The sequence below is a fragment of the Archangium sp. genome (assembly GCF_036389735.1).
Classification (GTDB): domain Bacteria; phylum Myxococcota; class Myxococcia; order Myxococcales; family Myxococcaceae; genus Archangium.
On record NZ_DASVWK010000659.1, the window covers coordinates 1 to 17,897 of the forward strand.

13 protein-coding genes and 1 pseudogene are annotated in these 17,897 nt (G+C 71.3%); 9 read left to right on the top strand and 5 right to left on the bottom strand.

What is annotated here, in order from left to right:
• Positions 1-171 precede the first annotated feature (171 nt).
• From VF794_RS23050 to VF794_RS23065, 4 genes are all read left to right on the top strand, one after another.
• Positions 172-1,425, top strand: coding sequence for a phospholipase D-like domain-containing protein (locus tag VF794_RS23050; RefSeq protein ID WP_331113862.1), 1,254 nt, complete (start codon positions 172-174; stop codon positions 1,423-1,425).
• A 72-nt stretch (positions 1,426-1,497) separates the two neighbouring features.
• Complete coding sequence (locus tag VF794_RS23055) at positions 1,498-2,274, top strand: TonB family protein (protein ID WP_331113864.1); 777 nt, start codon at positions 1,498-1,500, stop codon at positions 2,272-2,274.
• Between the two features lie 148 nt (positions 2,275-2,422).
• Complete coding sequence (locus tag VF794_RS23060) at positions 2,423-3,253, top strand: sterol desaturase family protein (protein WP_331113865.1); 831 nt, start codon at positions 2,423-2,425, stop codon at positions 3,251-3,253.
• 15 nt (positions 3,254-3,268) lie between these two features.
• Positions 3,269-3,637: a DUF3565 domain-containing protein gene (locus VF794_RS23065; RefSeq protein ID WP_331113867.1), complete on the top strand. Its 369-nt coding sequence runs from the start codon at positions 3,269-3,271 to the stop codon at positions 3,635-3,637.
• A 6-nt stretch (positions 3,638-3,643) separates the two neighbouring features.
• On the opposite strand, the pseudogene VF794_RS23070 reads toward VF794_RS23065, so the two are convergent.
• The 3 genes and pseudogenes from VF794_RS23070 to VF794_RS23085 form a co-directional block, all read right to left on the bottom strand.
• Positions 3,644-4,364, bottom strand: a pseudogene (locus VF794_RS23070) (double-CXXCG motif protein).
• 36 nt (positions 4,365-4,400) lie between these two features.
• The gene (locus tag VF794_RS23080; protein ID WP_331113874.1) at positions 4,401-4,817 is read right to left on the bottom strand and encodes a hypothetical protein; all 417 of its coding nucleotides are present in this window, start codon (positions 4,815-4,817) and stop codon (positions 4,401-4,403) included.
• Between the two features lie 18 nt (positions 4,818-4,835).
• Positions 4,836-6,128 (bottom strand): chloride channel protein, encoded by a 1,293-nt coding sequence (locus VF794_RS23085; protein WP_331113876.1) that lies wholly within the window; start codon positions 6,126-6,128, stop codon positions 4,836-4,838.
• 87 nt (positions 6,129-6,215) lie between these two features.
• Between VF794_RS23085 and VF794_RS23090 the strand changes: the two genes are divergently transcribed.
• The 5 genes from VF794_RS23090 to VF794_RS23110 all read left to right on the top strand — a co-directional run bounded on the left by VF794_RS23090 (position 6,216) and on the right by VF794_RS23110 (position 12,112).
• On the top strand, positions 6,216-7,457 hold the full coding sequence (locus VF794_RS23090) for a hypothetical protein (RefSeq protein WP_331113878.1): 1,242 nt from the start codon (positions 6,216-6,218) through the stop codon (positions 7,455-7,457).
• Between the two features lie 134 nt (positions 7,458-7,591).
• Positions 7,592-8,188 (top strand): DUF2378 family protein, encoded by a 597-nt coding sequence (locus VF794_RS23095; RefSeq protein WP_331113879.1) that lies wholly within the window; start codon positions 7,592-7,594, stop codon positions 8,186-8,188.
• Between the two features lie 226 nt (positions 8,189-8,414).
• Positions 8,415-10,256 (top strand): ATP-binding protein, encoded by a 1,842-nt coding sequence (locus VF794_RS23100; RefSeq protein ID WP_331113881.1) that lies wholly within the window; start codon positions 8,415-8,417, stop codon positions 10,254-10,256.
• Entirely contained in the window at positions 10,253-11,611 is a 1,359-nt protein-coding gene (locus VF794_RS23105; RefSeq protein ID WP_331113883.1) for a hybrid sensor histidine kinase/response regulator, read from the top strand. Before VF794_RS23100 ends, VF794_RS23105 begins: the two co-directional genes overlap by 4 nt.
• A gap of 6 nt (positions 11,612-11,617) precedes the next feature.
• Entirely contained in the window at positions 11,618-12,112 is a 495-nt protein-coding gene (locus VF794_RS23110; RefSeq protein WP_331113885.1) for a GNAT family N-acetyltransferase, read from the top strand.
• Positions 12,113-12,121: 9 nt separating this feature from the next.
• On the opposite strand, the gene VF794_RS23115 is transcribed toward VF794_RS23110, so the two are convergent.
• Together VF794_RS23115 and VF794_RS23120 are read right to left on the bottom strand one after the other, a co-directional pair.
• Positions 12,122-16,213 carry an AAA family ATPase gene (locus VF794_RS23115; RefSeq protein WP_331113887.1) on the bottom strand — a complete coding sequence of 1,364 codons (4,092 nt, stop codon included), beginning with the start codon at positions 16,211-16,213 and terminating at the stop codon, positions 12,122-12,124.
• Positions 16,214-16,402: 189 nt separating this feature from the next.
• Positions 16,403-17,740 (bottom strand): cytochrome P450, encoded by a 1,338-nt coding sequence (locus tag VF794_RS23120; RefSeq protein ID WP_331113889.1) that lies wholly within the window; start codon positions 17,738-17,740, stop codon positions 16,403-16,405.
• Positions 17,741-17,897 lie beyond the last annotated feature (157 nt).

Here is a 17,897-nt window from a genome sequence, read left to right on the forward strand (position 1 = left end):
GTTCCTTTCAGGGACTCGTACTCCGAGGGATGGGACCGGGGCCTCGCATCGTCCACGGGTACACCTTCCCCGACGCGTACCAGCGGACAGGTGGACGGACCGCGCTGTCGGCGAGTGGACGGCACGCTTGCCGCGCGGGCGGACGCCAGGGACGTGACTAGCTTCGAGCGCGTGAAGAATCCGTGGCCGCTGTTGGTGCTCGCCCTGCTGGTGGCGGGTTGTCCCCTGCCGAACTCCCGGCATGCCCTGCGCATCCGGGACACCGTTCCCGAGACGAACGAGGGCATGTCGCTCGCCTGGTACCAGACGGTGGGCGTGGAGCTGGAGCCCGGTAACAAGGTGGAACTCGTCCACAACGGGCAGGTCTTCGACATCCTCGAGCAGGAGATTCGCGCCGCTCGCTCCAGCATCCACATCCTCGTCTACATCTGGCGCCCGGGAGACCCCTCGGATCGGCTCCTCAAGGCCCTGCGCGAGCGCCACCCCGGGGTGGTCTGCCGCATCCTGGTGGATCCGCTGGGCAGCATGCGCTTCCAGGACGACGTGGGGCCCCAGCTGGTGGCGGCCGGATGCGAGGTGCGCATGTTCCGCCCCATTCGGGGCACCGTCTCCGCGCTCAACCTCAAGCGGCTCCAGTCGCGGCTGCACCGCAAGCTGGCCGTGCGCGATGGGGTGTCCGGGCTCACCGGCGGCTGGGGTATCTGGCGGGTCTGGGAGGGCGGGGGGCGCAAGCCGGGCGAGTGGCGCGACGCCAACATCTGGGTGCAGGGGCCGGCGGTGCGCGGCATCCAGCTGGCGTTCGCGCAGAACTGGCAGGAGGCGGGGGGCGATCTGCTCCCACCCGAGGCCTTCCCCGAGCCCATGGTCTCCCAGGGCGAGGCGCGGGCCGGCTTCGTCACCCACACCGGCGAGCCCGTGCTCACCAACGCCGAGCGGATGACGCTGCTGGCCATCGCCTCGGCGAAGAAGCGGTTGTGGATCGCCAACTCGTACTTCATCCCCACGGGGCCCATCCAGGACATGCTCATCGCCAAGGCGAAGGCGGGGGTGGACGTGCGGGTGCTCACCCCCGGGCGGCACCACGACATCCCCCCCGTCCACGAGGGCCAGCGCGCCACCTACGCGCGGCTGCTGGAGAACGGGGTGCGCATCTGGGAGTACGAGGTGTCGATGATGCACTCCAAGACGCTGCTGGTGGACGACCGGCTGTCCATGGTGGGCTCGACGAACCTGGACCCGCTGGCGCTCAGCGCGGAGGAGGGCTCCCTGGTGGTGGACGACGCGGAACTGGCCGCGAAGCTCGCCCGGTCCTTCGAGGAGGACCTGCTCCACTCGAGTGAAATCCGCTGGGACTCGTGGCGTCGGCGCGGCCTCTTCAAGCGGCTGTCGGAGCGGGTGACGGTGCTCTTCGGCAAGTACCTCTGAGAGCCAGGTCGCCTGCTCTCCTCGGGGGCCCGTGTTGCCGAGCGGGGCGTCCTGACGTACAGACCGCGGGAGATGACGCCGGGAGCCGTCCAGGGAACCAGGGAGCGGAGCGCCGCGCGCGTGTTCGCGGCCCTGGGCGTCTCGGTGGCGGTGCACGTGCTCGGCGCCGTGGCCTTGTGGCGCGGTGCGTCGGAGCCGGAGCGCGTCGAGCCGGGGAGACCCCTGGAGGTGCGACTCGTGTGGGTCTCCACCGAAGCCCCCTCGCCCGCTCCCGTGAGCGTCGCGCACCCGGCCCCGCCCTCGCCCCGCCGACGCAAGGCCCCCGGGTCTCCGCCCACTCCGGTGGCCGCTCCCTCCGAACCGGTATCCGAGGCTCCGACGCGCGAGGCTCCGACGCCCGAGGCTCCGGCGCCCGAGCCCCTTCCCGCTGGTGGCCTACCGGGCGCCGTGGACGCATGGGCCCCTGGGACAGGGGGACTGTCGGACAAGGGCTCGACGGAGACGGAGGCGGTGGGCTCCCCGGGTGGGGGTGACTCGGGAGCGGGCTCGGAGCTGGTGGCCTATCGCGAGCAGCTCTCGCGCAGTGTGACTCGGGGGCTGCGCTACCCACCACAGGCGGTGCGGCTCCGGCTGGAGGGGACGGCCCGGGTCCTCGTCCGCATCAACCGGGATGGTTCGCTGGCCGGGCCGCCGAGGCTCGAGGGCTCCTCGCGCTTCCGGGTGTTGGACCTGGAGGCGCTGCGCGTGGTGGAGGCCGCCGCACCCTTCTCGCCCCTGCCCCCCGAGCTGTCCCGGGAGGCGGTCGAGTTCGTCATCCCGGTGAGCTTCTCCCTGCGCGCCGCGGGGTGAAATTCGACAGGTAGGAAGGAATCGAGGGGACTCGGGGGGACATCTCGCGGCCTGTGGCGCCACAGGCTAGAGTGCGAGGTCTGACTGGGAGGCTTCACGGCAAGGCCGGAGTGCATGCTTCCCGTGTGGGTCATCGCGGGAGGGCGGTATGGACGGCGCCACGAACACTTTCAACGGCCTCCTGGCCATGTACCAGGAGGAGCGTTTCTTCTACGTCGGCGTCTGCTCCGCGCTGCTGAGCATGATCGCGTTCCTGGTGTTCGCGCTGCCCTGGACGTGGCTCGCCCACAAGAATCCCGAGTCGCTGCGCAAGTACCGGGTGCAGGGCAAGGACTTCCCGGTGGATCGGTGGCTCAAGCCGTCCCTGGGGCGCTTCGCCTTCAACAACCTGGTGTCCTTCATGGGGGTGCTGTTGGCCTGGCCGCTGATGCGGCTGTCGGGCATCCACATGGGCGAGCTGCCGGCCTGGTACGTGGTGGTCGGGCAGATCCTCTTCTTCATCGTCCTGGACGACTTCCTCTACTACTGGATGCACCGGACGCTGCACACGCCGTGGCTCTACAAGCACGTGCACTCGGTGCACCACCGCATCACCACGCCCTTCGCGCTCACGGGCAACTACATGCACGTGGCCGAGTTCATGCTCACCTCGACGCTGGTGATGACGGGCCCCTCGCTGGTGGGGGCGCACGTGGTGACGCTGTGGGCGTGGATCGTCTTCCGGCAGTTGGAGGCGGCCGACGGGCACTCGGGCTACGACGTGCCGTGGAACCCGGCGCTGCTCTTCCCCTTCTACAAGGGGCCGGCCTACCACGACTTCCACCACCGGCGGTTCTTCGGCAACTACGCGGGCTTCTTCGGCTACCTGGACAAGCTCTTCGGCGGCACCTACTCCAAGGGCTACGAGGAGTACCGCCGGGCCCAGCCCGCGTCCGCGCCGCAGCCGCGGCCCCAGGTCGACGCCCCGCCGCAGGCGTAGTCTGGGCCGCGACGCGTGAACCAGAAGATCTCCGGGTTCCACCTCGACAGTGAGAACCACTGGGTCGCGGACCTCGCATGCGGCCACCGGCAGCACATGCGTCACCAGCCGCCGTGGACGGAGCGCCCCTGGGTGCTCACGGAGGAGGGACGGCGCAGCCGACTGGGTATCGAGCTCGAGTGCAAGCGCTGCGACGAGGTTGGCCGCGCGGTCGCCGAGGCGGTGCGTGAAGCACTGAGGGCTGCTGCTGTACAAGCATATGAGGAGGGAGGCTTGAGCGGCCTGTGCGCCGAGGGCCGCTGGGAACTCGCGGTGGACGCACTCGGCGCGACGGACCTCACGCCCGTCATCCGCCGGGCGCTCTCTCCGGATGTGCCGGGGTGACTCGCTTCAACGCACAGGCACCTCGCGGAAGTCGACTCCATCCAGTTCCAGGCGTCGCACCGCGTCCACGAAACGCTCGGTGCAGATGAAGGTCGACTCGAAGTCCGCGAGCCGGAACAGGTCTCGATCTCGCGGGAGTGTGGCTGCGTCCAGGATGGGCTCATCCGGACGTCTGAATCCATTGCGGCCACACTTCTCGCACTTGGGCGGGCGGTCTGGTGGCAGGCAGTCGATGTGCATCCTGCCGTGGGGCAGGATTTCCAACTCCAACAACTCCGGGTGCTTCTTCTGTCGGAAGCGCAGCTCCGTCGGAAACCCCTTCAGTCCACGCACGCCCTCGGCTTGGAGTCGCTCGAATGCCTCGCGATGTATCACCGGCATCTCGATGAAATAGAAGAAGAGAGGGGTGAAGGTACCGCTGACCGTGCCCACGAGTGGCCCGAATTGGGCGCCTGGGAGCAGTTGTGCTCCGGGAGGTACGAGGGGTCGCACCCGTTCGCGCAGCCGCACGAATTCATCGAGGGGTTCTGGCCGGGGACCTCTCCTCCCTTCGCTCCGGCAGGGAGGAGAGGTCCACACCCGGAAAGGCCGTCACGCTCCCGGCCCAGGTGGCTCCGCACTCAGAACAGTGGACTCCGGGCAGACCCCCCCACTTGTGCCTGGCCCTGCTGAGGTCGCCCGTGCACCGCCACTCCTTGGGATCTCTGAGCCAATAGAACTTCGTCATCCCGTCATCTCCCGCGGGAGAGCTTCGACGAGGTTCTCATCGCTGGTACGGGGTACTCACGAGCTCGAGGTACTTGGGGTCCTCTCCCGAGAACAGCTCCTCCCCGCCACTGCGGTAGGCCCGAGCGAACTCGTCCACGGCGCGCTCCCGGTTGCCGAGCTCCAGCTCGCACTGCCCCAGCCTCAGGTGGATGAAGGGGACGATCTGCCCCTCGCAGCTGCGCATCGCTCCCTGGAGGGCATGCTTCCCCTCGCTGAACCTTCCCAGCAGGAAGCACACGTCCCCCATGGCGGTGAGCACCCGGGCCGCCGCGTCGTGCTCCTCCACGGGCCGGGGCATGAGCGCGACGGCCTCGCGGAACTTCAAGAGCGCCGTCCCGAGCTCCCGCTGCTCCGCCAGGCGCTCTCCCTCGGAGCACAACTCGACGATCCTCTCCTGACGAGCGTCATCCATGGAGACATGTTTCTAGGACTACTCCGGCGCCCTGTCCACGCCGGGCCGGTCGGGCTCCTGGGGCAGCTCGCGCAGCGGCACCAGGCGGCGCAGCAGGGGCCCTCCGTGCTTCAGCCGCCCGAGGCGCTGCGAAGGGTAGATGCCCCGGTGGCCCGTGAGCAGATAGGCGACGGTGGAGACGATGACCACATGGGGCAGCACACTCGCGCCGAGCAGCTCCACCGCCATGATGGACAGCGCGAGCGGGGTGTTGGCCGCGGCGGCGAACAGGGCGGCCAGTCCCACCGCCGCGCCCAGGTCCAACGGCAGCCCGAGCAGCCGCGCCAGCACGTTGCCGAGCGCCGCGCCGATGAAGAAGAGCGGCGTCACCTCTCCCCCGAGGAAGCCCGCGCTCAAGGTGAGGGCGGTGAAGAGCAGCTTGAGCGCGAAGGCCTCGCCGGGCAGGTTCGGGTCCGAGAAGGCGCGCAGAATCGTGGGGACACCCAGGCCCAGGTACGCGTCCGTGCCCACCAGCCACCACAGCGCCACCACCAGCGCGCCTCCCGCGGCCATGCGCAGCGGCAGCGCGGGCACGTGGCGCTCCCACGCCTTCTTCAGCCGGTGTGTCAGCTCCACGAAGAGCACGGCCACTCCCGCCACCGCCACGGCGAACACGAGCCACTTGCCCAGCAGCGGCACGGTGAGTGGCAGGGGCGCGGGCACGGGGTAGGGCGTGTGCACGATGCCCAGCCCACGCGTCACCAGGTCCCCCACCACCGCCGCCACCAGCGAGGGCAGCAGCGCCTCGTAGCTCATGCGGCCGATGACCACCACCTCCAGGCCGAACATCGTGCCCGCGATGGGCGTGCCGAACACCGAGCCGAAGCCCCCGGCGATGCCCGCGGCGAGCAGCTCGCGCCGGGTGGTCGCCGTCACCCCGAAGCGCCGGGCCACCGCGTCCGCGAGGCTCCCGCCCATCTGCACCGCGGTGCCCTCGCGGCCGGCGCTGCCTCCGAAGAGGTGCGTGAGCACCGTGCCCAGCAGCACCATGGGCGCCATGCGCAGCGGAATCCGCGTGTCGCCCTCGTGCACGCTGTCGATGACCAGGTTGTTGCCGCCCCGGATGGGCTTGCCCCACCGGTCATAGAGGGCGCCCAGCACCAGCCCGGCCACCGGCAGCGTGTAGACGATGGCGGTGTGCCGCTCGCGGAAGTCCGTGGCCAGGTCCAACAGGTACAGGAACACCGCCGAGGCCACGCCCGAGACGATGCCCACGAGGCCACCGAGGAAGAGCCACTGCATCAAGGGGCGGGCGCTGGGGGGCAGGCGCATGGGTTCAGGTGTCTACATCTCCTCGACCCCGAGGGCCATTGCCTCGCACCCCGCCTTCCTCTTCACTGGCGCCCGGAGGTGTTCCCGATGAACCGTCATCTCGTCCTCGTCCCAGGTTTCGGTGGCTTCGATGCGCTCGGCACCCTGCGCTACTACGAAGGTGTCACCGGCGTGCTGGAGCGCTGCCAGTCCCTCGTGCTGCACTACTTCCCCAACCTGCCCATGGCCAGCGTGAGCACCCGCGCCGAGCAGCTCCTCACCTTCCTCGACGAGCGCTGGCGCCGCCGGGAGATCCGCCCGGGGGATGAAATCCACCTCGTGGGGCACTCCACCGGCGGGCTCGACATCCGCCAGCTCCTCCTGCGCTACTGGGAGCTGGAGGCGTCCCCGCACAAGGGCCGCGAGGCCGCCACGCTGGCGGTGCTCGGCCACCTGCGCTCCGTGCAGTTCCTCTCCGTGCCCCAGCGCGGAACCAACCTCGCGGCCAAGGCGAACCAGCCGTTGCTGCGCTCCCTCGTCTACCGTCCCCTGCTGCGGCTGGCCTACGAGTCCGTGCGCGGCCTGCGCGAGCGCGGCACCTCGGGCAGCAGCCGGCTCATCCGTGGCCTCCTGCTGCGTGACAAGCGCCAGGAGTCCGCCAACTGGATCGACGCCTTCCTCGACACCCTGGAGGGCTGCCACGCGCGCACGGGCGGCCCCTACCAGGGCGCCCTGGCCCGCGCCGCGTACTTCGACCTGCTGCGCTGGCTGCTCCACATGGCCAGCGACTCCTCGGCCCTCGGAGACCTCAGCCCCCTGCGGCCCCGGGGCGTGCCCCCCAGCCCCGCGCACGAGGACGACCCCACGCACGAGCAACGCTTCCTCGAGGAGCACGGCATCCGCTACGCCTCCATCGTCACCGTGGCGCGGCCCAAGCCGGGGCGGTGGTTCGACCTCTTCAACCGCATCCACGCCCTCACCGCCGACGCCCCGGTGCCTCGGCTGGGCCCGCCGGGCGCCGTGCGCGAGTTGATGGAGCCCAAGACGAGCCGCATGCTCACCCCCGCCGACAACGACGGACTCGTGAATACCGTCTCCCAGGTGTGGCCCGAGCCCTCCTCCTGCTTCCTCGTCGAGGCGGACCACGGCGACGTCATCGGCCACTTCCAGTCCGACGTGGCCGACGACACGCACGGGGCCTTCCGGCGGTATGATCTGCTCACCTCGTCCTCCGGCTTCGACCAGCCCGCCTTCGATGCCCTGTGGTACCGCATCGCCGCCTTCGCCGAGGGGCACGCCTATGACGACGTCTCCCTCGGGGACGCGTCGGGCAACCGCGTCGTTCAGTGAACGTTCCCCTGCGCCGCGAGTGGGAGCGACCGTTCACCAGCCATCACCGGCCCGCCCCGCTGATCGGCGTCGCACTGGGGATTGGGGGGACGGATTCCTAATTTTCCCGTGTGATTGTGACGGGAGCGTGGGGCATGCAGGGGCTCGAGGAAACGGCGGGGCTGGGGGTCGCGCGGTCGGCGACGCCCCGGCGGCGGTTGGTGTTCGAGCACACGGTGGAAGGGCTCTTCCGCTTCTCCCTGCGCACGCGGCTGTCGTCCCCGGCCTGGCAGGCGCTGCGCGAGGCGGGGGTGGACCTGTCCAAGCCCCTGCTCCCGGCCTACCCGTACGAGACGTGGCGGCGCGGCCTGGAGATCGCCGTCGGGGACCTCTATCCGCTGCTGCCGCGGGCCGAGGCGTGGCGCCACCTGGGGCGGGAGGTGGTCAACGGCATGGTGCACACGCTGATGGGCCGCGCCATGGTGGGCGTGGCCCGGTTGCTCGGGCCGCTGCGCTCGCTGCGCCGGCTGAACAACACCCTGCGTAGCGCGGACAACTACGTGGAGTCCCGGCTCACTGAACTCTCTCCCACCTCGTGCGAGGTATGGCTCAACGAGGTGATGGATCAGCCCTCCTATTACCAGGGCGTGCTGGAGGCCAGCCTGGGGCTGGCGGGGGCCCGGAACGTGAAGACGCGCGTGGTGGCGCGAGACGGCCGGGGCGCCGTCCTTCACGTGGAGTGGGAGGAGTAGCCGGGGAGTGAGGTGAAGTCTACCCGGGCTGGGTAGCAAGAGACTCAGCGAGCGGACCCTTTCCGTGGCTGGGTCGCATCTCCGACTCTGCGGCTTTCGCCGGGTTTCGTGCATACTCGCGCGGCAGGGGCCATTCGGGAGAGCGCCCTCGTCCATGTCGAGTACGTCCACCAGGGTCGCGGGAGCACAGGGAGTCGGGGAGCTGGAACCGCCGAGGCGGGACGTCGTGCGCGGGGGCGCGACGGGCCGGCTGCTGGCGTGCCTGGACTCGTTCCTCTCCGAGCCCCTGCGTCGCTCCTCCTCCGAGGAGCTGTCGCGCTGCCGGATGCTGGTGGGCGCCAACCTCGTCCTCGGGCTCATCGCCGTGGTGTTCCTGGCCTACGTGCCCCGGCTCCAGCTTCCCCCGTGGCTCGGGCTGGGCGTGGGCGGGCTGTGCCTGACGGGCTTCTCGAGCTCGCTGTGGCTGCTGCACCGGGGGACGTCCACGCGCGGTGCGGCGCTGGTGCTGTGCTCCATCCTGACGGCGGGGTATCTGATCTCGGCGCTGGGCTCGCGCAACCCCAGCGCGGGCGTGCACCCCATCTGCATGATGATTCCGGTGCTGGCGATGTTCCTGCTGGGGCCCCGGGGGGGCTTGCCCTTCGTCGTGGTGGGCACCCTGGGCGTGGGCCTCGTGCTGCCGCTGTGGCAGGGGCTGGTGGGTGCCGACCTGCTGCGGGCTTTCTTCGCCGCCATCTTCATGCTGGGCGTCTGGGGGTTGAGCTGGTTGTTGGTGGCCTCGCGCGAGCAGACGGGCGCGGCGCTCGAGCAGGCCCTGCGCACGCTGCGCGACAACGAGAGCAAGCTGACGAGCCTGCTGGAGAACACCGAGGACATCGTCTGCTCGCTGGACGCCCAGGGGCGGCTGATCGCCGCCAACTCGCCGCTCCAGGAGATGTACCGGCTGCTCATCGGGCTGGAGCTGCGGCCGGGGGCCCTGCTCTTTCCGGAGGCGGCGCCCGAGTCCCTTCGCCGACGTTGGAGCGAGTGCGCCGCGCAGGTGCTCTCCGGCCGACGCGTGCGCTTCGAGGCCTCGCCCTCGCGGCTCAAGCCGCCCCGGGTGCTGGACATCTCCCTCAACCCGGTGCTGGGCGCCGAGGGCCACGTGGTGGGGATGACCATCTTCGGGCGCGACATCACCGACCGCAAGGAAGCCGAGGCGCGGCTGAGCGAGATGCACCGCGGCCTGCTGGACGTGTCGCGCCAGGCGGGCATGGCGGAGATGGCCACCGGGGTGCTGCACAACGTGGGCAACGCGCTCAACAGCGTCAACGTGTCCGTCAACCTGCTGGCCGAGCGGCTGCACCAGTCCCGGGTGGCGGGGTTGAGCAGGGCCACGGACCTGATGGCGCGACATGCCGCCGACCTGGGCGCCTTCCTCTCGGCGGACGGGCGGGGGCAGCAGCTCCCGGTCTACCTCCAGGCGCTCGCGGTGCAGCTGCGCGGCGAGCGGGACGAGCTGCTGGAGGAAGTGCACACGTTGCAGAAGAGCGTGGAGCACATCAAGGCCGTGGTGAGCATGCAGCAGGCCCACGCGCGCTTCGCGGGAGTGGTGGAGCGGCTGGAGGTCCGCTCGCTGCTGGACGACGCGCTGCGGCTGCACGCGGTGAACTTCGAGCGCCAGGGCATCCTGGTGCGCCGCGAATACAGCGAGGTGCCCCTGGTGGTGCAGGTGGACCGGCACAAGCTGCTGCAGATCCTCCTCAACCTGCTGAGCAACGCGCGTCAGGCGCTGCTGGAGAGCGGGCGGGCGGACAAGCACCTCACCATCCGGGTGGAGCGTTCGGCGGCGGAGCGGTTGCGCATCGCCGTGGCGGATAATGGAGTGGGCATCGCGCCGGAGGTCGCGCCGCGCTTGTTCACCCAGGGCTTCACCACGAAGAAGGACGGACACGGGTTCGGGCTTCACATCAGCGCACTGGCGGCGGCGGAGATGGATGCGTCCCTCTCTTGCTCGAGCGAAGGCCGCGACCAGGGCGCCACTTTCACCATCGACCTGCCCATCGCGGGCGAGGAGAGCAGGGCATGAACGCCCCCACCGCAGCCAACCGCCGCATCCTGGTGGTGGACGACAACCAGGCCATCCACCAGGACTTCCGAAAGATTCTCTGCTCGCCTCCGGCCAGCACCGCGCTGGATGCCATGGAGGCCGCGCTCTTCGGGAGTCCCGCGACAGCACCCGTGGATCCGGGCTTCGAGGTGGACTCGGCCTTCCAGGGCGAGGAGGGCATCGCCAAGGTGAAGACCGCCGTGGCCGAGGGCCGGCCGTATGCCCTGGCCTTCGTGGACATCCGCATGCCTCCCGGACTGGATGGCGTGGAGACGGTGCGCCGCCTGTGGAAGGAGGACGAGGACCTGCAGGTGGTGCTCTGCTCGGCCTACTCCGACTACTCCTGGGAGGAGATGACGCAGCGGCTGGGGCTCAGCCAGCGCCTGCTGATCCTCCGCAAGCCCTTCGACAACATCGAGGTGCGGCAGCTCGCGCACGCGCTCTCCGAGAAGTGGGAGCTGCTGAGGCAGAGCCACAACCGCCTGGAGGACCTCAAGCGCGAGGTGTCGGCGTGGACCGGCGAGCTGGCCCTGGCCAACGAGCGGATCGCCAAGGAGATGGATGACCGGGCCAAGCTGGAGCTGCGGCTCGTCCAGGCCCAGCGCCTGGAGGCGCTCGGGCGGCTCACCGCGGGCCTGGCCCACGAAATCAACAACCCGCTGAGCGTCATCATGGCCAGCGTGGGCTTCCTGCGCTCGGAGCTGGACGAGCAGCTCGCCGGCCGGCACCAGCTCGACGCGGGCGAGATGCGCGAGGTGTGCTCGGACGCGCTGATGGGCGCCGACCGCATCCTGCGCATCGTCAATGACTTCCGCATCTTCTCGCGGCTGGACGGGCATCCGCAGACGCGGGTGGACCTCAACGAGGTGCTGGACCATGCCCAGTCGGCGGCCTCCTACAACCTGGGCCGGGCGCAGGTGGTGAGAGACCTCCAGAACGCGCCCGCCGTGCAGGGCAGCGAGCCGGGCATGGAGCAGCTCTTCCTCGGCCTGCTGAACAACGCCGGCTACGCCACCCAGAACACGGCCGAGCCGCGGATCGTCATCACCGCGCGCGAGCGCGAGGAGGGGTGGGTGATGGTGGAGGTGAAGGACAACGGCACGGGCATCGCGCCGGAGCACCTGGGCCGCATCTTCGACCCCTTCTTCACCACCAAGCCGCCGGGGACGGGCACGGGGTTGGGCCTGTCCATCGTCTACGGCATCGTGTCCGGGTTCGGGGGCACCATCGAGGTGGAGAGCACGCCGGGCCAGGGCGCCACCTTCCGGGTGAAGCTGCCGCGCTCGACGGAGGCGGCGGCGCCTTCCTCCTCCTCCTCCTCCTCGATGTCGTAGGCCCGTATGACCGTCAGCATCCGCCCGGCCAGAGTCGAGGACGCGCCCGCGCTGGGACGCATGGGCGGGGCGCTCGTCCGCCTGCACCACGGCTATGACCCGCGGCGCTTCATGACGCCCGAGGAGGACGTGGAGTCCGGCTACCGCTGGTGGCTCTCCCGGGAGCTGAAGCGGCAGGGGGCGGTGGTGCTGGTGGCGGAGAAGGATGGGGCGGTGGTGGGCTACGCGTACGCCACCGTGGAGGGCCGGGACTGGAACGCGCTGCGCGACGCGCACGGCGAGCTCCATGACGTGTGGGTGGAGGAGTCGGCGCGCGGGGCGGGCGTGGGCGGGCTGCTCACCGAGGAGCTGGTGCGGCGGCTGCGCTCCCTGGGCGTGCCTCGCATCATGCTGATGGCCGCGTCGCGCAACGAGGCGGCGCAGCGACTCTTCGCGCGGCTCGGCTGGCGGCCCACCATGGTGGAGATGACGCGCGAGGTGGAGGACTCCGGCAAGGAGTAGTCGCCCCGCTCACGGGCCGCGCGAGCCGAGCGCCTTTCCCGGGGAGCGGGCCGGGAGGGTCTCCACCGCGTCCAGGGTCCGCAGCGAGCCCGTGGCCCCCAGGTGCGTGAAGACGCGGCGGGCCTCGGCGAGGTGGAGCGCGCGGGTGTCGGGCTCGGGGGCGTGGCGGGCCAGCTCGCGGTGGGCGAGGCCCTCGTCGGTGGGCATGCGGTGCTGGAGCGCGAGCTCGAGCGCACGCCGCCACCGGGCCTGGGCGCGCTCGGGCCGACCCTCCAGCCAGGCGAGGGTGCCCTCCAGGCGGGCGGTGCGACCGAGGCCAATGGGATAGAGCCGGCTCGCCTTGCGCAGCATCTTCAGGGCGGCGGTGGCGAGGGCCCGGGGCTCGGCGGCCTGGGCCTCTCCGGCGCGACGCGCGGTCTCCCACAGCCCCAGGCATGCCTCCCCCAGCGCGGCGAGGGCCGTGAGGTCGGACCACAACAGCATCGGGCGCCGACGCAGCAGGCGCAGCGCCTCGCGGGCGTGGGAGAGGACGCGGGCGGGCTCGCCGGTGCTCCAGGCCACGAGCGCCGCGTTGCAGTGGTAGCGCGGCAGGGCGAGCGCGTCCGCCCAGGGCAGCAGCGCCTCCGCCTCGCGCAGCCGCTGCACCGCCTCCTCGTGCCGGCCCAGTTGCAGCAGCGTGGGCGCCATCTGAGAGAGGGCCCACATGGCGTTGATGACGTTGGCGGCGTCGTTGGCCACCCGCAGCATGGACTCGCGCACGTCCTGCGCGGCGCCCGGCTCGCGCGCCAGCTCCAGCCCCATGCCCAGCGCCTCCAGGCCGATGCACAGGGTGAAGCGGGCATTGAGGCGGTGGGCGGTGGCGACACCCTGCTCCACGTGGTGCAGGCCCTCGTCCCAGCGCCCGAAGCTCAGGTGCCAGACGCCCTGGAGGATGTCGGTGATGGGAGGTGTCGCCTCGTGCTCGGAGGAGGCGCGGCGGAAGTAGCGCCGTGCCAGCCCGTGCAGCCGCCCGAGCCCGGACAGGTAGCCCAGCATGCTGTAGGAGAGGGCGGCGGGAGTGAAGTCGCGCGCCGTCTCCGCGAGGTTGACGGCGATGAGGCTCGCGGTGAGGTGCTCCAGTGGCCGGGCCGCGTAGAAGGACTGCTCGGAGAGGGTGCTGAAGAGGCCCGAGGCGAGCGCGAGCCGCTCCCGCTCCCGGGGCTCCTCCGCCGCCCGCGGCCAGCGTCCCAGCACGAGGCGCGACGCATGCCGCGCCAGCTCCCACGCGAGGCGGGCACCCCAGGCCCAGCGGGTGGAGGGCCGGGGCTGCTCCAGCAGGCGCAGGGCGCTGTCGCAGTGGGACTGGCTGCGCTCGGTGTCCCCGAGGCCGAAGTACGCGTTGGCGATCCACGTATTCCAGCGGGCGCCGCGCAGGGCGTCCACGGGCTCGGCGCGGCTGGTGGCGGCCTCCTGGGCCTGGGTGAGGAGGGCGATGGTCTCCGGGTGGGCCCCGCGCGAGAAGGCGGCCTCCGCGGCCTGCTCCAGGGAGTCCACCGCCCGAGCGGTCTCCTCCGCCAGCCGCCAGTGGTGGGCCACGAGGGGCTGGAGCTGGGTGCCGCGCTCCTCCTGCTGGCGCTCGTAGAGGCGTGCCACGGCGCGGTGCAGCTCCCGGCGCTGGGAGAAGGCCATCAGGTTGTAGGCGGCCTCCTGGATGAGCGCGTGCCGGAAGGCATACATGGGGCCGGTGGGCGAGTCCTCCCGGTGCACGAGCCCCAGCCGCTCCAGCCCGGTGAGGTGCTCGGGCAGCGTGGCCTTGTCGCGCTCCTCGGGGTAGACGGCGCGCAGCAGCTCGAAGGAGAAGATGCGCCCGAGCACGCTGGCCACCTTGAGGGTGAGCTGCTGCTGGGAGTCGAGGTGGTCGATGCGGCTGGTGAGCAGGCCCTGGATGGTGCCGGGCAGCTCCAGCGTCATGCTCTTCACGGAGCGCGCCACCAGCCGGCACTCCCCGCCCTCGACGGTGAGGTAGCCGGCATCGCGCATGGCGCACGCGAGCTCCTCGGCGAAGAAGGGGTGGCCCTCGGCCTGGTCGCGGATGACGGTGGCCACCTGGGAGGGCAGGCCGCGCACGCCGAGCCGCTGGCGCACCAGGGCGAGCACCTCCTCATGGGGCAGGCGCTCCAGGGGCAGGTACACCGTGCCGGGGAAGTCGCGCAGCTGGAGGAAGACGTCGCGGAGGGGCTCGCTCAAGGGGCGGGTGGAGAGCACCAGCAGCAGCCGCTTCACCCGCCGCTGCGCCTCCAGCGCGAGCTCCCAGGAGGCGAGGTCCATCCACTGCGCGTCCTCCAACACCACCACGCGCGGGCGCTCCCGGGTGGACTCGTCGAGCAGCTGCACCAGCAGCTCGCGCGTGTTGGCTTCGCGCAGCTCGCTGGACATCTGCCGCACCACGTCGTTCTCCGGCACCTCCACGCGCAGTACCCCGTTGAGCAGGGGGGCCCAGGCCTCGCCCTCGGGGTGGGTGCGCAGCCGCTCCAGGAGGCGCGCGGTGTCCAGCCCCAGCAGGCGCGAGAGCACGGGGCGCCACGCGTGGTAGGTGGTGGCTCGCTCCAGCGTGGAGCCCGCGCCCGTGGCGATGGCGAGCCGGGCGGCCGTGGCGTGCTCCAGCAACTCCTCCACCAGTACGGACTTGCCGATGCCGGCCTCGCCCTTGAGGATCACGGTGCCACCCACGCCGCGCTCGGTGAAGCGGCGCACCAGCGCGGTGAGCTGGGTGCGCTCCTCCTGGCGGCCCACCACCCGCGTGCCCCGACTGGCCGCTCCCGCGCCTTCGACGACGGGCTCCGGGCGGTACACGGGCACGGGCTGGGTAATCCCCTTCATCTTCAGGGGCGCGAGCGTCTCGAAGCGCAGTCGCGAGGAGGCCAGGCGCAGCGTGGTGGTGTCACACAGGACGTCATTCACCGCGGCCTGCATCAGCCGCGCGGTGAGGTTCACCGTGTGGCCCACCATCACGTACTCGCGCCGGGTGGCCCCGCCCGAGGTGCCGCAGAAGACGCGCCCGGTGGCCACGCCGATGCGGTACGCCACGCCCAGCTCGCGCAGCGCGGTGCGCAGCTCCAACGCCGTCTGTACCGCGCGCGACGGGTCGTCCTCGTGCGAGAGCGGCGGGAGCCCGAAGGCCGCCACCACCACCACGCCCTTGTCGTCCACCACCACCTGGTTGGCGCTGCCCTCGTAGCGGAAGAGGACGGCCTGGATGGTGCGCAGCGCGCGCTGGAGCTCCTCGGGCCGCTGGCCGGCGGCGAAGTCCGAAGTGCCCAGGTTGATGAACATCACCGTGACGGTGCGGAACTCGGACAGCCAGCGGCCGTGGCCGGCCTCCAGCCGGTGCGTCACCACCTTGGGCAGGTAGGCGCGCAGCGCGGGCTCCAGCTCCGGCCGCGGCTCCAGCGGGCGCACCTCCGGCAGCGGCTGGGGCTCCATCGCCACGAGCTTCCAGCCGGCCTCGCCCCGGGGCTCGCCCTCGGCCACTCCCCGCAGGTGTCGCCAGGCGCTGGGGCCGAGGATGATGTCGCCGGGCTGGGCGGCGTGCTCGGCACGGGCCATCTCCAGCAGCGGCTGGCCCGAGGCGAGGAAGTCCCAGCGCCCCGTCTCGCCCCCCACGTCCGAGAGCTGCACGGGCCCGGCGCCGATGCCCACCTTCAGTCGCAGCCGCACCCCGTCCACCGGGGCGAGTCCCTCGATCAGATCCTGCGCGGCCTGGGCGCACCGGGCCGCCAGCCGCACGGCGCGGGGCAGCTCCTCGGCGGACGCGGCCGGCCACAGCGCCACCAGGGCGTCTCCGGCGAAGCGCAGCGCGTCCCCACCGTGGGCGACGAGCGTGTCGAGCAACTGCGAGAAGCACGTGTCGAGGATGCCGCGCAGGCGCTCGGCGCCGGAGGGCCCGCTGTGGTCGAGGGCCTCGGCCATGGCGGTGAAGCCCGTGAGGTCGGCGAAGAGCACGGCGCTGTGCTGCTCGACGCGGGCGCCCTCGCGGGGGCGGGAGGCATCTTCCTGGAGGGCACGTACCAGCGAACCGGGCAGGAACGCCGCCAGTGCGTGCAGCCTCGAGGGGAAGGTCATGTGCTCGGGTTCACTCCCGCCCGGGGGGCTGTGGCGGGGGTGGACCTTTGTTAGCAGATGGAGGGGGGTCGGGCCACCGTGCAAGCGGGCGAGCCTTCTTCCGTGTGTCTCGTCTAGGTCACCCTCGGGAGCGCCTTCTTCACAGAGGGTGAGCGGGGTTCGCGCCCAGTACGGATGCCGTGGCCTCCGTCAGGCGAGGGCCCCCTGGGGCGGGCCCGAGTACACCAGCTCCACGCCGTTGACGGGGCCGAGGGTGATGTTGCGGCGCACCGGGCGCTCGGGCCTGTCATGGGCGAGCGCGAAGCGGTGGGAGGCCAGCAGGGTGCCGAGGACGACGCGCATCTCGTACTGGGCGAAGGCGGCGCCGATGCAGCGTCGCGCTCCACCGCCGAAGGGCAGGTACTCGAAGGGGGAGAACTTCCGCTCCAGGAAGCGCTCGGGCCGGAAGCGCTCGGGCTCGGGGTAGAGGGCCGGGTCGTTATGGGTGAGCCAGACGGAGGCCATGACGGGAGTGCCCGCGGGCAGCTCGCGCCCGCGCAGGGTGAAGGGGGCGACGGTGCGCCGGCCCACGACGATGATCACCGGGTGGATGCGCAGGGACTCGTCGCACACCGCGCCGAGGTAGGGCAGCTTCATGAGCGCCTCGGGCTCGGGCGCGGGGCCCAGGGTGGCCAGCTCCGCCAGCAGTCGCTGGAGCGTCTGGGGCTCGTGGTGCAGGTGGTAGAGGGCCCAGGCCATGCCGATGGCCGTCGTCTCGTGGCCGGCGAGCAGCAGGGTGCGCAGCTCGTCCTTGAGCTCGGGGTCCGCCATGGGCTGGCCGTCCTCGTCGCGCGCGGCGAGCAGCAGGCTGAGGATGTCGGTGTGGCCCTCCTCCCGCCCGCGCCGGGTGGCGAGCTCCTCGGTGAGCAACTGGTCCAGCTCGGCCACATGGCGCTGGAAGCGGGCCCAGGGGCCCACGCCGCCGAAGGAGCGCCGCAGGGGCACCGCCATCATCAGCAACGGGGTGTAGCTCTCCAGGTAGGCGTTCATCACCTCCTGGTAGCGGCGCACGCGCGCGGGCTCCTCGATGCCGAAGACGGCGCGGATGATGATCTCCAGGGAGATGGCCTGGGTGAGGTGCTGAGCGCGGAAGGTGCCACCCGGCCGCAGTCCCTTGGCTGCGTGGAGGGTGAGCTCGCGCATGAGCTGCCCGTAGGCGCGCATGCGCTCGCCATGAAAGGGAGGCATGAGCAACTTGCGCTCGCGCTTGTGGCGCTGCCCGCCCAGCAGGAGGAGCGAGTTCTCCCCCACGGCGGGGATCAGGGGAAGCTGGCCGAACGGCTCGAAGACAGTCGGGTCCGCGCTGAAGATTTCCCGGATGCCCTCGGAGGAGCCGGTGACGACCACGTTGCCCATGGGCAGCGGCAGGGTGAAGGGGTCGCCGTAGCGCGCGCGGCACTCCTGCAACAGGGTGGCGGGATGGCGGAGGAAGCGGAACGTCTGCAGCGAGGTGATGCGGGGCCCGGACGGCAGCTGCGGGGTGGACATGGCGCGTCCTCCTCGGACGAGGGTGGAAACCTGGGAAACTTTAAGAGTTTCCAGCAACCCATTGGCGGGGGCGAGACTGGTCAGTCAGGCAGCGCGTGTGAGCGATGGACGATGTGGGATCGTCGCGCCAAGCTGCGGTGCTCTGCTCGAAGCTTCG